Raw genomic sequence first — 14,753 nt, 5'->3', positions numbered from 1 at the left:
AGGATGTTCAACGGTATTTAGAATCTTATAAATATAAAGTTTTTGGAGTCAGGATGCTTCATTTCAGGCTAAATGATAAGTGAAATTCTTAGTATTTATGATGTAATTTTTTGTTTTTTGTCGTGTTTTAAATTAATGACTGAATTTTATGAAATTTGAAAAGATAAAGGAGATACTTTTAAATAAAACCGTAGGAATTGCCGGATGTGGTGGATTGGGTTCCAATTGTGCTGTAGCATTGGCGAGAGTGGGGGTTGGAAAGCTCATTATTGCTGATTTTGATGTTATTGAAGAGAGTAATTTGAATAGACAGTATTATTTTCATCATCAAATAGGAAAACAGAAAGTTTATAGTTTAAAGGAGAATATCCATCTTATTAATCCAGATGTTCAAATCTCAGCTCATCAGATTAAGCTTGAAGCTCAAGATATTTACGACCTATATAAGAATTGTGATGTTATAGTGGAAGCTTTCGATAATGCTGAAATGAAACAAATAATTATTGAAACCATTTGTGAAAAACTATCTGCGACTCCTTTAGTTATTGGACTAGGAATGGCGGGTTGGGGAGATATTGAATCGATTCATTTGCGTAATTCTGACAATCTGTATATTTGTGGCGATGAAAAAAGTGAAGTCTCGGAGGAATTCCCTCCATTAGCTCCGCGAGTTGGCATAGTTGCGAATATGCAAGCCGACACAGTATTAGAATTACTTTTAAAAGAGAAATAAATGAATATAACACTAAATAATAAGCCAGAATCCTTCGAACAAGATAGTTTAAGTGTTTCGGAAGTGCTGAAAGTCAAGCGTTTTACTTTTAAACTCTTGGTGATTAAAATCAATGGAAAATTGATTAGAAAACCTGAATATGAGTCTAGTTTTGTAAAGGATGGGGATGATTTGCAAATTATACATATGATTAGTGGAGGATAATTGTTCTTTGCGAGAATACGCTAAATATGAATAAGCTGTTAAATTTGTGATGATTTATCTATATGTATTATATTTGCCACTAGAAACTAAATATAAAGTAAACATAAAAACACATTATAATGAGCGCAAAAACAACTGTAAAATGGACTAAAGGAATGTCTTTCGAAGCGGATTTAGATGGACATAAGATCATAATAGATGCCGACCCATCAGTGGGAGGAGAGAATAAAGGCCCTAAGCCAAAACCATTGATGCTAGTTGCACTAGCAGGTTGTACCGGTATGGATGTAGTTTCCATGCTAACAAAAATGAGAGTAGAATTAGAGGACTTTAGCATTGATGTGGAAGCAAATTTAACCACAGAACATCCTAAATATTTTGACGCGTTTACTATCGTTTATACCTTCAAAGGAAAAGACCTACCTATGGCAAAATTGGAAAAAGCAGTTAATCTTTCACAAGAAAGATATTGTGGTGTAAGTGATATGTATCGTAAGTTTGCTTCTATTGATCACAAGATTGTGGTAGTGGAGTAATAGAACATAAAACAAAAAATGAAGAGATAACATTAATAAATGTTGTCTCTTTTTTTGTTTTTAGGAAATAGTTAAGTCAATGTTACCTTCCTCAAAAATCATTTGAAGTTCACTAATCATCATGGCAGTGGCTCCCCAAATTTTGAGTCCATTAATCATATAACATGGGGCTTTTATGCTCATGTTTTTTTTCTCTCTATTACGAATTAGGATTTCCTCGGTGGTGAATTTTTCTTTTTTAAATAAATCCTCCAATGCCACTAGATGTAAAGACTCTACTTCGGTCTTATCAGGAAATAACTCATCCAGCTCGTTTACAAAAGCAACAAAAGGCTGAACCAAAAAGTTGGAAGGAGGAATATAGAGTTCGGAGAGGGGAGCCATATAATTGCTCTCCTCTAAAATGACTCCAGTTTCTTCGCCATATTCTCTGAGGGCTGTTTCTAGTAGGTTTTTGTCGGTTTTTTCTTTTTGACCACCAGGTAAGGATACTTGTCCGCTGTGAACACCAGGATACTCGGGTCTCTTCATGAATAATGTATGAATCTTTCCGTCCTTTGGAAATAATAGAAAAGTAACGGCGCTGCGCTTGGCATCTAAGGGCCAATCTCTATTTTCCAAACCTTCGATTCTGTCGATAGGAGCCACACGTGTATGTGCCTTGGATCCAGGAAGTGGATTTTCAAGTAGCTTCTTTAATTCTAGAGTCCAGCTATCTGCATTTCTATTCATTTGGCAAAAATAGAAAAAGAGGAAACTCATAAGATTATTATTTCGTAAAAAATTTAAAATAGTTTAGACAGAAACATCTTATGCTTATCTTTGCGCCATTATAATATGAGAAATAATAATTGTATTTTTATGAGTCAAGAACAACATCAATTTGATTATGAATCCAGTGAGTTATTAGAAGAGAATAAATCCTTAATTCTTTTTAATGACGATCATAATACCTTCGATTTTGTAATAGAAACATTAATAGATGTTTGTGAACATGATCCTTTGCAAGCTGAGCAATGTGCCTTAATCGTTCATCATAAAGGTAAATGCCAAGTGAAATCGGGTAGCTATAATGAGTTAAAGCCTTCGTTTAGAGAAATGTCAGATCGTGATTTAACTGTGGCTATTGATTAGTTTTTCTGAACAAACATAGTGTATCTTCTTATTCATACTCTCTTTTTATCTATTAATTTGTATCTGTGGCTTTTGACCATATTATGGTATATAAGGTCATATAAGTCTTTGTTTTTTCTTATATATTCTTAAATGTCTTTTATGGGTCCCATCCATTCTTAGATGCTACACTTTTTTTAATTTTAAAGGTTTAGAAAGTCTCCTAAGTTTTTATCTTTGCTCTTTCCACTAAAAAGGTAGAATGAATAGATTTTTCTTTGGTTTTCAAAAAGCTTTTCGCCGTCGCCCAGTATTATATGGTTTGATAACTATTTTGTTTTTTCTAGCTCTTGGTTTTGGGGCATTTCAATTGAAATTATCAGAAGATGCACGGGCTATTTTACCCAAGTCAGAAAATGCTGATCAACTGAATGATATCTTAGCGCATATTAACCTCAGCGATAGACTGTTTTTCAATATTTATTTAAGTGATACTTCAGAAATTCAACAAAACGAGCTGATTAAGTTTGCCAAGCAATTATCCGATTCATTAGCCTCCTCAGCGCGTATTAAAGAAATCAGACTGAATATTGAGAATCAGTCTATAGACCAAGTGAGTAGCTATGTATTAAGAAATTTACCTTTTCTTTTAGAGGATTCTGATTATGCTTATTTTGACACTTTGATAACGCAAGGTCGCTTTCAATCCTCATTCAAAAAAAAGTATAAGAGTTTATTGAGCCCTGCTTCCGTATTTCTTAAAAAGTTGGTTATTGAAGATCCAGCAGGTTTGAGTTTAAAAGCGCTAGAGCGTTTAAAAGGTTTTCAAATAGATCAAGAAATTAGTATTGATAAAGGATATCTGTTCACTCAGGACAAAAAGCATTTATTATTCTTTCTTACTCCAATAGCTAGTTCTTCAGAAACAGCACAGAATGCAAAAATGGTTCTAGAAATAGAAAGCTATATTCAAGAGCTTGAAGAGCAGTTTGAGGGGAGGATAATAGCTGAGTATTTTGGTGCACCTGTGGTAGCAGCTGGAAATGCAGAGCAAATTAAAAAAGACATCATTTTAACCGTGAGTATGGCTTTGGTGATGGTGGTTTTGTTGATTGCCTTTTTCTATAAAAGCAAACGACTGTATCTCATTATCTTTTTACCAGCTGCTTTAGCAGTCATTACAAGTATGGCGGTATTGTATTTACTAAAAGGGGAAATATCAGCCATTGCATTAGGTCTGGGTTCTGTATTGGTGGGGATTAGTATCGACTATGTTTTACATATTTTTACTCACTTTCAGAAAACCAATTCCATTAAGAAAGTATTGGAAGATGTAAGTGAACCCATTTTGATAAGTGCAGCTACTACAGCAACAGCATTTCTTGGATTACTAGTAGTCTCCGCTCCAGCATTGCAAGATATGGGTTGGTTTGCAGGGCTTAGTATAATTTTTTCAGCTTTGTTTTCCCTCGTTTTTATTCCTTTAATTTTGAAAGAGAAGAAGAAGGGAGAAGAGAAAAAAGAAGTGAAGCTCAACCTTGTTCAAAGACTCGTCAACTATATTTCTATTTACCCTTTTCACCAGAAGACTTTTTTGATCCTAGCCATCCTCATTTTATCTCCTGTTTTTTACTATTTCTCTAAAGAAGTTAAATTTCAGGGCGATATGAATGAAATCAATTTCATGGAGGCCAAGACCAGAAATGCCGAGCGACATCTGAATGAGATCACAAAACTGAGTCAGAGGAATATATATGTGGTGGCCTTAGGAGATGATTTAGAATCCGTTCTTCAGAAAAACGAAGCTTTCGAAAATCGTTTGTCGAATATAGATAAAGACTTGGTGATGAACTTTACTTCGGTTTCATCCATATTACCTTCTAAAAAGCTGCAGAATGAGAAAATAGAAAAATGGAAAGCTTATTGGACATTTGATAAACAGAAGATTCTGCTCAGCCAATTAGAGGATATAGAAAACAACTATGGCTTTAGGGCTGGAAGTTTTGATCGATTTAAGAATTGGTTTCATTCTGATTTTGTCAGTATTTCAGAGTCAGATACCCATTTGATTAAAGAAGCATTTTTAAGTGAGTTTCTTCAGGGGACAGCCGAAATGCCTATGGCCATCACTCAAATAAAAACAAGTTCAGAGAATAAACATAAATTGCATGACGTTTTAGATCAGCAATCTCACGAAGGCATTTATATTATTGATAAAGAATATCTTACTACTCAATTCGTCAAGCAATTACAAGATGATTTTCAGTGGTTGGTCAATTTAACTTTATTACTGGTTTTCTTAATTATCTGGATGAGTTTTGGGAGAATTGAATTAGCAGTCATTACCTATTTACCTTTGGCTTTGAGTTGGATTTGGACTACTGGACTCATGGCTCTTTTAGGGTTAGAATTCAATATCGTAAATATTATTATCAGCACCTTCGTTTTTGGTTTAGGGATAGATTATTGCATTTTTATCACACGTGGTTTAATGCAGGAATATAAATATGGAGAAGAGAAATTAGACTCTTTTAAAACCAGTATTCTATTTTCGACAGTGACTAGTATGGTTGGAATTGGAGTTCTGCTTTTTGCTAAGCATCCTGCGTTACAATCCATGGCTTTTGTGACTGTCATCGGTTTGTCGAGTGTATTTATATTGAGTTTCAGTTTGCAGCCTTTGCTATTCTATTGGCTGATCAATGTGAAAAAAGGACAGCGAAGATTGGTTCCGGTTACTGCATTGAATCTATTGGGCTCTATTATTGCTCTTTTGGTTTTTACCATAGGGAGTTTGTTTAATACCATTGCTGGTTTCTTTTTGATCATTCTAACAGGAGGCAAGAGTAAGCGTACAAGGTTGTGGTTTCATAAGCTATTGGTCATTACGAGTAGAATCATGATTTATATCATGTTTAATGTGAAGAAAAATGTGATGGGCTTCGATAAGAAAAAGTTTGAGGAGCCTGCAGTTATTATAAGCAACCATCAAAGCCATATCGATATCATGTTGATGCTCATGTTGCATCCTAAAATGATATTGCTGACCAATGACTGGGTACAAAGGAATTTCTTCTATGGATTCATTGTGAAAATGGCTGATTTTTATCCCATTCTCGACCATCTCCATGCCCATGTAGATTTATTGAAGAAAAAGACAGACGAAGGTTATTCTATCATGATTTTCCCAGAAGGAACTCGCTCTGCTACAGGAAAAATAGGCCGTTTTCATAAAGGAGCTTTTTACCTAGCTGAGCAATTAAATTTGGATGTATTACCTATTATTCTGCACGGGCCTGGGCATTGTATCACCAAAGGAGAACCTTTTCTGAAGAGTGGTAGAATAGATGTGAAAGTGGGAGATAGGATAGCTCTTGATGATAAGCGATTTGGAGAAGGGTATGTGCAGCGTTCTAAGAAATTCAGGTCTTGGTATCAAGATCAATTAGAGGAGATTGCAAATGAAGTAATCACACCAAATTATATGCGCAAACGTGTGGATATGAATTATATCTATAAAGGACCGGTTCTAGAATGGTATGTGAAGATTAAGATGAATTTTGAAAAGAATTACGAGTTCTTTAATGAAGTGATTCCTCAAGAGGCACATATCATCGATTTGGGTTGTGGTAACGGCATGTTGGATTATATGCTCATGATGCTTTCCAATAAGAGGAGTGTGCTGGGAGTAGATTATGATGAAGATAAAATTCAAGTGGCTCAAAATAATAGTGCGAGAAAGCAATTTTTAGATGGACAAGTGGAGTTTGAGTCAGCAGATTTAAACCATTGGAAATTCCAGAATGCTGATGTCTATGTTTTAGCCGATGTGCTTCATTATATTCCTGAAGATGAGCAAGAATATGTGATTAAGGAATCTGTTGCCCATTTAAATCAAGGAGGAATGATTATCATTCGTGATGCAGATACCAGTCTTGAGAAGAAACACAGAGGAACCAAGTTCAGTGAATGGCAATCTACCAAATTCTTTGGCTTTAATAAAACCAAAGACGATAACAAACAATTATACTTTGGTACTGCTAGCGATAGGATTTCCTTACTCGAATCACTTGGTCTACAAGTTGAACTCATCGACCATACCAAAATGAATTCTAATGTGGTGATTATTGGGCGAAAGGTCTAATGCCATTTTCTTAGCCATTCTTTCTACCATATAAAAAATACTTTGCTATTTCCTTAATTATGAGGGATTGCTTCAAATCTTAGGATAAATAGGAAATACTAATATTCATTAGGTTGGTTTTAATATGCATTAAATCAGTCGGATAGAAAAATATTCAATAAAAACTTGACTTCCTAATATCAATTTGCATATATTTGCCAACTAGTTTAACCAAATGGTTAAATCAAATGGTAAAATATAATTTGAATCAAGATGGTGAGCAAAAAAGACATCAATACAGAATGCAAAATAGTGGAGGCTGCAGAAAAAGTTTTCATAGAAAATGGAATGGCAGGAGCAAGAATGCAACAAATTGCCGATGAGGCTGGAATTAATAAAGCCTTACTTCATTATTATTATCGCAGCAAAGAGAAACTGTTTTCCATTGTATTTAGAACTGCAATTAAAGCCCTACTACCTAATCTCATTAAGTCATTTAAAACTGAAGGCGATTTTTTCGATAGGCTTCGCGTTTTTGTGGAAAGTTATTTAAATATTATTGAAAAGAATCCTCATCTCCCTGGTTTTGTCATCCATGAACTCAATCATCGTCCTGAGCAATTAATACAAACCATTGCAGATTTGGATATTGATATTCAATTTATACTGGATGATATTGATGCCGAAATTGAAAAAGGGAGGATAATCAATATTTCACCAAAGCATTTAATAGTCAATGTGATTTCTTTATGTATTTTTCCTGTGGTGGCTAGACCTATGGTGACAGGAGTATTGTTTAAGGGAAATAAGGAAGAGTATAAAACTTTCCTTAAGGAAAGGAGAACAAATGTTGCTGATTTTGTCATTAATAGTATAAAAACCAAATAAATATGAAACGAATTTTAAGTCTAATTATAGCTTTCATGGTGGTTTCTAACTTGTCTGCCCAAAAACAGATAAGTTTACAAGAATGTTTTGACTTTGCGGTGATTCATCATCCTGTATATGCTCAGAAAGCTTTGAAAGCTGAAAATTCTCAAATTGAAGTCGAGAATTATAAAAAGGATTTGCTTCCTCAGATCATACTCAATGGAAGAGCGACTTATCAGAATGAGGTCATTAGTCTTCCATTCGATATTCCTAATATGGATGTTCCCGAATTGAGTAAAGACCAATATAAAATGACTTTAGACGTAAATCAAGTTATTTATAGAGGCGGAATTTATCAGAAGCAAAAGAATCTAGAAGAATTGCAACAGATTCTAGAACAATTAGAGGTGGACCAGAATCTATATCACATTAAAAATGAGGTAAAAAACCTCTTCGTTACCGTTGTTCTTTTGGATGAGCAGAATAAAATCATCGACTCCTATGAGAAAAGGCTTAAGGCAAAACAGAAGGAAATGCAAGCCTTAATAGAGGAGGGTGCTATTTTAGAAACTTCTGCTGATAGAATACTAGTCGAACTCATTAAAGCCAAGCAACAGAAGGACGAGATTGCCATTAAAAGAGCAGCTTTAATCGAGAATTTAGAAACCTTGACGGGGCAAGAGCTCAATGGTGTGATAGAGTTAAGCTTGAGTCAGCCTCAAATTGAAGATCAGCAACAAAGTCGATTGGAATTCCAATATATGCTAGAAACTCAAAATAAATTAGAGTATTCTAAAAATTTGATTGATGCTCAAAAACTACCCAAAATTTCAGCATTTGCTCAAGGTGGTTATGGTCGCCCTGGATTCAATTATCTTTCTGATAATTTCTCTGAGTTTTGGATGGTGGGATTAAATTTCCAGTGGAAGATACTCAACTGGAATAAGCATAATAATCAGAAACATATAATGGATTTAAATATTCAAGTGATTGAAAGTCAGAAGCAAGATTTTGAGAGAAATATAGAGATGGCGCTAAATCAGATGAGAGCTGAAATTGAGAAATGGGAAGTGGTTTTACAATCCGATCCAGAAGTGATTCGCTTAAGAACCAATGTGGCAGAAAATGCCAGCCATCAGATGAATCAAGGGGTGATTACTACCTCAGCATATATTGAAGAATTACAAACCTTAAGTCAGGCGGAAATCGACAGGAAGATACATGAAATACAATTGATTAATAGTAAATTAGATTATTTGAACATCCTCGGAAAATTATAAGATATGAAAAAGATAAATTACGAATTTGACAGTGCTTTTATGATGATTTTGATGCTTTCTTTGGCATTACTTTCCTCTTGCCAAAACAATAATAAGAAGTCCGATGCTTATGGCAACTTCGAACTCGATAAAACCTTTGTATCTGCTGAAAGTCAAGGGCGAATATTATGGTTAGATATTGAGGAGGGTAAAACCTTAAAAGCGGAGCAAATTATTGGACAAATCGATAGCATGAATTTGCATTGTCAAAAAGAGCAGTTAAAAGCGCAACAGACTATGATATTGGCCAATCTACCTGATATTGATGCGCAAATAAAAGTGCAAAAACAGCAAAAAGAAAATATTCTAGTCAACAAGAAAAGGCTAGACCAATTGTTCGCTAAAAAAGCAGCAACCCAAAAACAAGTAGACGATGTTCAGGGAAGTCTAGATTTGATAAATGCTCAACTATCAGCTACGGAAGTCAAAAAATCCAATGTGTTTGCACAAGTAAAAGCTATTGATAGTCAGATTGCCACTATTGAATACCAGATTTCTAAATGTATCATCACCTGCCCTGTGGATGGAAAAGTATTGACTCAATTGAGTAGGACTGGAGAAACCACCGCTCCCGGAAAACCCTTATTTACCATTGCTGCACTAAACGATATTCGCTTAAAGGTTTATGTCAGTGGTGATCAGTTACCACATTTAAAGATAGGTCAGAAAGTAGAGGTGCTCATTGATAATGATCAAACTACAAATACTAGTCTCGTTGGTGAAATAACATGGATTGCAGAGCAAGCGGAGTTTACGCCAAAAACCGTTCAAACCAAGAAAGAAAGAGTGAATCTGGTTTATGCCTTGAAGATAAAATGTAAGAACGATGGGAGCTTAAAAGCGGGGATGCCTGCGGAAGTTAATTTCTAGGTACTGGGTACTGGGTGCTGGGTGCTGGGTGCTTCGAACTTCGTGCTTATAACAATTGAAATAATTTAAATAGGCTATTTGAACACAAATAAAATCTAAACTATTGAAACCAATCATAAGCATACAACAAATCAATAAGTCCTATGAGAATATAGCGGCTTTGAAGGATATCAATTTGGAAATTGGAGAAGCTGAGTTATTTGGTTTTATCGGACCAGATGGGGCAGGGAAGAGTACATTATTTCGGATTTTGGCGAGTTTGTTATTGGCAGATTCGGGTCAGATTGAATTGGCAGGCTTAGATGTGGAGAAGGACTATAAAGAGCTCAGAACTATATTAGGATATATGCCAGGTAAATTTTCTTTGTATCAGGATTTAAGTGTGGAAGAGAACCTGAATTTCTTTGCTGGAATTTTCAATACCACCATTAAAGAGAATTATCATTTAATAAAAGATATCTACGAGCAAATTGAGCCATTTAAGAAAAGAAAAGCTGGTGATTTATCCGGAGGAATGAAACAGAAACTAGCCCTTTCTTGTGCACTCATTCATAAACCCACTGTATTATTATTAGATGAGCCCACTACTGGTGTTGATGCGGTTTCGAGGATTGAGTTTTGGGATATGTTAGACAAGCTAAAAGCCCAAGGAATCACTATTTTGGTGAGTACACCCTATATGGATGAGGCTGCTCGCTGCGATAGAATAGCATTGATACAAAAAGGGGAGATTATGCAAATTGATAAGCCGGAAAATGTGGTAGATACCTTTAGGCATCATTTGTATGGTGTGAAAGCAAAAGACATGTACGCACTCGTAAAACTCCTTAGAACTCATCCTGCTTGTCATTCCGCCTATCTTTTTGGGGAATGTATTCACTTGTCCTCCTCTAATAAAATAAATGAAAAGGAATTAATAGCATTCTTGGAGAAGCATCAGATGGAAGAGATAGAAATTTCCACTTTGAAAGCCGAGATTGAGGATAGTTTTATGGATTTAATGAGTGATAGAGAAAAAACAGAAGCATCATGAAAGACACTCAAAAACAAGTCATAGTAAAAGATTTAGTGAAGAAATTTGGCAACTTCGTGGCCAACGATCATCTTTCTTTTGAAGTAAATAGTGGTGAAATATTCGGTTTCTTAGGTGCAAATGGAGCTGGTAAAACCACTGCAATTAAAATCCTTTGTGGACTTTCGGCTCCTACTTCTGGGGAGGTCTCTGTAGCTGGATTCGATATCTATAAGCAGAGAGAGCAGATAAAGAAAAGTATTGGTTATATGAGCCAGAAATTCTCTTTATATGATGATTTGACCATTGCTGAAAACATTCGTTTTTACGGAGGAATCTATGGATTGAGCCGTAAGCAAATAAAATCGAAAACTGCTGATTATATGGATTCCTTGAGTTTGCATGAGTATGCGAGTTCACGAGTGGTGGAACTACCTTTGGGAATAAAGCAAAAGCTTTCTTTTATGGTGGCCATTTTGCACGAACCGCCTATTGTATTTTTAGATGAACCCACAGGAGGAGTAGACCCTCTAACCCGTCGTCAATTTTGGGAAATGATTTATCAGGAAGCCAAAAACGGAAAAACCATCTTTGTAACAACCCACTATATGGATGAAGCTGAATATTGCCATCGAGTTAGTATTATGGTGGATGGAAAGATAGAAGCATTAGATACTCCAGCTGGATTAAAGAAAGAATTTGGTGTGGATAGCGTGGAAAAAGTATTTGTTAAACTAGCCAGAGGATAGCCATGAAAATATTCATTATAAAAGAGTTTTTGCAGATTTTTCGTGATACCAGAACCATGGTTATTCTATTTGGTATTCCCATTGTTCAAATTTTACTTTTCGGTTTTGCCCTAAAAAATGATATCAAAAATGTACAAATCTCTATTTTAGATCAGAGTAAAGACTTGTATACTCAAGAGTTAACTAACAAACTAGTCTCCTCAGGTTATTTTATCCTCAATAGTAATTTAAAAGATGCAGATGAAATAGAAGGCGTTTTTAAAAAGGGGAAAGTAAGGGAAGTCATTGTCTTTGAGCCTCAATTTGGTGAGAACCTGATTAAAGAAGGTAGAGCCACTGTTCAAATTATTACAGATGCATCCGACCCCAATACAGCCAATATGGTGTATAGTTATACCCAAGCCATCATAAGCGATTATGTTGCAGAAATAAATACCCGAAACGAACAGCCTGTCATGATTATTCCAGAAACCGAGATGCGTTATAACCCTGAATTAGAGTCCGTCTTTTTGTTTGTTCCCGGTCTGATAACCATCGTTTTAATGTTGGTTTCTGCTATGATGACTTCTATTTCCATTACAAGAGAAAAGGAATTGGGAACCATGGAGGTATTATTGGTTTCGCCGGTCAAGCCCTGGCAAATCATCTTAGGAAAAGTCTTACCGTATGTTTTCTTATCCTTTATTAGTGCCATCCTCATTCTTTTGATGAGCTATTTTGTATTCCACATGCCTTTCAGTGGTAGTTTGACGCTATTATTATCCTCTTCATTACTATTTATCATACTGGCTTTAGCATTGGGTTTATTTATTTCTACAGTGTCGAAAACTCAACAAGTAGCCATGTTGTTGAGTATGTTTGCTCTATTGCTTCCTACGATTTTGCTGAGTGGTTTTATTTTTCCCATTAAAAATATGCCTTTGGCACTTCAATATTTTAGTCATTTAATGCCGCCGAAATGGTTTGTTATCGTCATTAAAAATATAATGATTAAGGGAAATGGGATAGAAATGATATGGAAAGAATTACTCATTCTACTTGGTATGACCATATTCTTCATAGTCCTAAGTATCAAGAAATTTAAGATCCGACTGGAGTAATATTTAGTTTCATTTCTTTGTAATTATATAGTGTAATTAAATTGATATAGAGATGTTTATAAAGATTAATTAAAGTTTTAATACAAGAATATAAATCATGGGTGTTTTTAAAATTATAAAATCAACCAATAGAACTCGAAGGCACAAAGCTAAAGCCGGTTGATTATTTAAATTCAATTAAAATAGAGCATTTGTGGCCATACAATTTTTAACCTTAGATTTAAATTAATAATGAATATTGACAGATGAAAACAATATTATACTTTATACAAAAAGAATTTCTGCAGATTTTTCGTGATAAAATGATGCTTCCCATCATCTTTGCCATTCCAGTGATTCAGCTATTGGTGCTTTCTTATACTGCGACCTACGAGATCAAGAAAATTGATTTGGGGATTGTAGATTTAGATCGTTCTGTTACTTCTGCTAATTTCATTTCTAAATTTGAGGCCAGTCCTTTTTATGTTCTGAAACTAGTAGAACCAAGCTATCAAGATTTGGATGAGATGATGCAAAAAGGAGACTTGGAACAGATTATTTATATCCCCCAGCATTTTGAGGAGGATTTATTGAATAAAAACAATACCACCGTACAAATCATCACTGATGCGATTAATGGCAGTGCTGCTAGTTTGATGAGTGCTTATAGTGCTCAGATTCTTGGAGGCTTTAATATGGAGTTTTTAATCGAAGAAATGATGATTCCGGTGGCTTATCGTCAAATCAATAATGAGGTGGCTTATTGGTATAATCCTGAACTGGATTATAAAACCTTTATGGTTCCGGGTATTTTGGTTTTATTGGTTACTATTATTGGCCTTTTTCTATCTGCCATGAATATCGTTAAAGAAAAAGAAATTGGAACCATAGAACAGCTGAATGTCACGCCAATTAAAAAGTATCAATTCATCATTGGGAAATTGATGCCCTTCTGGTTTATCGCAATGTTTGATTTAGGATTAGGCTTATTGATTGCAAAATTTGTATTTGCAGTCCCTATGCTAGGTAGTGTTCCATTGGTGATAGGAGTGGCAGGAGTCTATTTAATTCTGGTTTTGGGTATAGGGTTGCTTATCAGTACCTTATCTGATACACAACAACAATCCATGTTTATCTCTTGGTTTTTTGTTATGATATTTATTTTGCTAAGCGGATTGTTCACACCCGTTGAAAACATGCCTATTTGGGCTCAAAAACTAAATATCATTAATCCAATTGCCTACTTTATTGAGTTTATGCGTCTTGTGCTTCTCAAAGGCTCTAGCTTTATGGATGTTTGGAAAAATATTGTCTCAATTTCTGTTTATGCCGTGGTGATGATTGCTTTGGCTACGTTGCGCTATCGTAAACACAGTTAGTATTTGCAGGAAAACATCAATCTCTTCACTTTTTTGATTTGGAATCCAGTCATTTACCAAAGTAAATTCCTGAATTTCAAATCTGCAAAAAACTTCGACCTTGACGTTTTTTTGCGAAATACTAGAGATTTCTTACAGTTGCTTTAGGGAAGATAAAGAAGTGAACAAGTAAAAACTAATAGTTAACAGTTTGGCTTGGCTTCAAGAATGTTAATCAATTTTGACAGCTCTAATTGGCGTTTGGTTTTGTGAAATGGAAGAAGGAAGAAGGAAGAAGGAAGAAGGAAGAAGGAAGAATGAAGAAGGAAGAAGGGATCAAAGCCTTGAGGGACGAAAGGATTGGAGCCCTGTGATGATTAAAGGAAGTTCAGATATTCTAGAGATAGTTAAAGGATTTTGTCTCAGAAAACTAGCTTGCCTTAAACCCTAAAGAGAGATTGGTGAATTGGCGAAGGACTATTTTTCAAATATTCTATCCGCGAAAATTCATTCTTATTCGTGTAAATTCGCGTTCCATCTTAAAGCGAGCTAGAGAGCAGCATTAGTACACCTGTCTAGTTGCTTAACCAGATAGATTAGTGGCAGCTAATAACCCGAGTTCGATTATAAAAACAGAGCTAATTGATCGTCTTTCTCCATATCATATTTTATAGAAGGTTTTTTAGCAAAGAATGAATATGCGATAAGAGCGGCGATAATATTGGAGATAAAATTTTCAAAACTTCTGTGCCTAGAATGTTCAATTTGGCACATGTTTTTTAGTTCA

14 protein-coding genes and 1 pseudogene are annotated in these 14,753 nt (G+C 35.0%); 13 read left to right on the top strand and 2 right to left on the bottom strand.

Annotated elements, in window-relative coordinates; genetic code table 11:
* The first annotated feature begins 148 nt into the window (after positions 1–148).
* The 3 genes from thiF to HNS40_RS14535 all read left to right on the top strand — a co-directional run bounded on the left by thiF (position 149) and on the right by HNS40_RS14535 (position 1,473).
* The gene (thiF, locus tag HNS40_RS14545) at positions 149–733 is read left to right on the top strand and encodes a sulfur carrier protein ThiS adenylyltransferase ThiF (protein ID WP_172282096.1); all 585 of its coding nucleotides are present in this window, start codon (positions 149–151) and stop codon (positions 731–733) included.
* Positions 734–937: a sulfur carrier protein ThiS gene (gene thiS / locus HNS40_RS14540; RefSeq protein WP_172282093.1), complete on the top strand. Its 204-nt coding sequence runs from the start codon at positions 734–736 to the stop codon at positions 935–937.
* Between the two features lie 119 nt (positions 938–1,056).
* Positions 1,057–1,473 carry an OsmC family protein gene (locus HNS40_RS14535; RefSeq protein WP_172282091.1) on the top strand — a complete coding sequence of 139 codons (417 nt, stop codon included), beginning with the start codon at positions 1,057–1,059 and terminating at the stop codon, positions 1,471–1,473.
* A 60-nt stretch (positions 1,474–1,533) separates the two neighbouring features.
* Here the strand turns inward: HNS40_RS14535 and HNS40_RS14530 are convergent, their stop codons facing one another.
* A complete protein-coding gene (locus HNS40_RS14530; protein WP_172282089.1) occupies positions 1,534–2,205 on the bottom strand; it encodes a CoA pyrophosphatase in 672 nt (223 codons plus the stop codon).
* A gap of 129 nt (positions 2,206–2,334) precedes the next feature.
* Here HNS40_RS14530 and HNS40_RS14525 point away from each other — a divergent pair, with 129 nt between their 5' ends.
* The 10 genes from HNS40_RS14525 to HNS40_RS14480 all read left to right on the top strand — a co-directional run bounded on the left by HNS40_RS14525 (position 2,335) and on the right by HNS40_RS14480 (position 14,417).
* A complete protein-coding gene (locus tag HNS40_RS14525; RefSeq protein WP_172282086.1) occupies positions 2,335–2,607 on the top strand; it encodes an ATP-dependent Clp protease adaptor ClpS in 273 nt (90 codons plus the stop codon).
* Positions 2,608–2,848: 241 nt separating this feature from the next.
* Positions 2,849–6,730, top strand: coding sequence for a trifunctional MMPL family transporter/lysophospholipid acyltransferase/class I SAM-dependent methyltransferase (locus HNS40_RS14520; protein ID WP_172282083.1), 3,882 nt, complete (start codon positions 2,849–2,851; stop codon positions 6,728–6,730).
* Between the two features lie 252 nt (positions 6,731–6,982).
* The gene (locus HNS40_RS14515) at positions 6,983–7,597 is read left to right on the top strand and encodes a TetR/AcrR family transcriptional regulator (protein WP_172282056.1); all 615 of its coding nucleotides are present in this window, start codon (positions 6,983–6,985) and stop codon (positions 7,595–7,597) included.
* Positions 7,598–7,599: 2 nt separating this feature from the next.
* Entirely contained in the window at positions 7,600–8,859 is a 1,260-nt protein-coding gene (locus tag HNS40_RS14510) for a TolC family protein (protein ID WP_172282053.1), read from the top strand.
* Positions 8,860–8,862: 3 nt separating this feature from the next.
* Positions 8,863–9,768, top strand: coding sequence for an HlyD family secretion protein (locus HNS40_RS14505; protein ID WP_172282051.1), 906 nt, complete (start codon positions 8,863–8,865; stop codon positions 9,766–9,768).
* Positions 9,769–9,871: 103 nt separating this feature from the next.
* Positions 9,872–10,801, top strand: coding sequence for an ABC transporter ATP-binding protein (locus HNS40_RS14500; RefSeq protein ID WP_172282049.1), 930 nt, complete (start codon positions 9,872–9,874; stop codon positions 10,799–10,801).
* Positions 10,798–11,529 (top strand): ABC transporter ATP-binding protein, encoded by a 732-nt coding sequence (locus HNS40_RS14495; RefSeq protein ID WP_172282047.1) that lies wholly within the window; start codon positions 10,798–10,800, stop codon positions 11,527–11,529. The genes HNS40_RS14500 and HNS40_RS14495 overlap by 4 nt, the downstream gene beginning before the upstream one ends.
* 2 nt (positions 11,530–11,531) lie before the next feature.
* A complete protein-coding gene (locus tag HNS40_RS14490; protein WP_172282045.1) occupies positions 11,532–12,629 on the top strand; it encodes an ABC transporter permease in 1,098 nt (365 codons plus the stop codon).
* 245 nt (positions 12,630–12,874) lie between these two features.
* The gene (locus HNS40_RS14485; RefSeq protein ID WP_172282043.1) at positions 12,875–13,987 is read left to right on the top strand and encodes an ABC transporter permease; all 1,113 of its coding nucleotides are present in this window, start codon (positions 12,875–12,877) and stop codon (positions 13,985–13,987) included.
* Between the two features lie 220 nt (positions 13,988–14,207).
* Positions 14,208–14,417 carry a hypothetical protein gene (locus HNS40_RS14480; protein ID WP_172282041.1) on the top strand — a complete coding sequence of 70 codons (210 nt, stop codon included), beginning with the start codon at positions 14,208–14,210 and terminating at the stop codon, positions 14,415–14,417.
* A 173-nt stretch (positions 14,418–14,590) separates the two neighbouring features.
* Here HNS40_RS14480 and HNS40_RS23195 read toward each other — a convergent pair.
* Positions 14,591–14,753 (bottom strand): annotated as a pseudogene (locus tag HNS40_RS23195) (IS982 family transposase); the annotation flags it as partial.

It is taken from the genome of Lentimicrobium sp. S6 (assembly GCF_013166635.1).
Classification (GTDB): domain Bacteria; phylum Bacteroidota; class Bacteroidia; order Bacteroidales; family UBA12170; genus UBA12170.
This window is presented reverse-complemented; position numbering and strand designations above follow the sequence as displayed.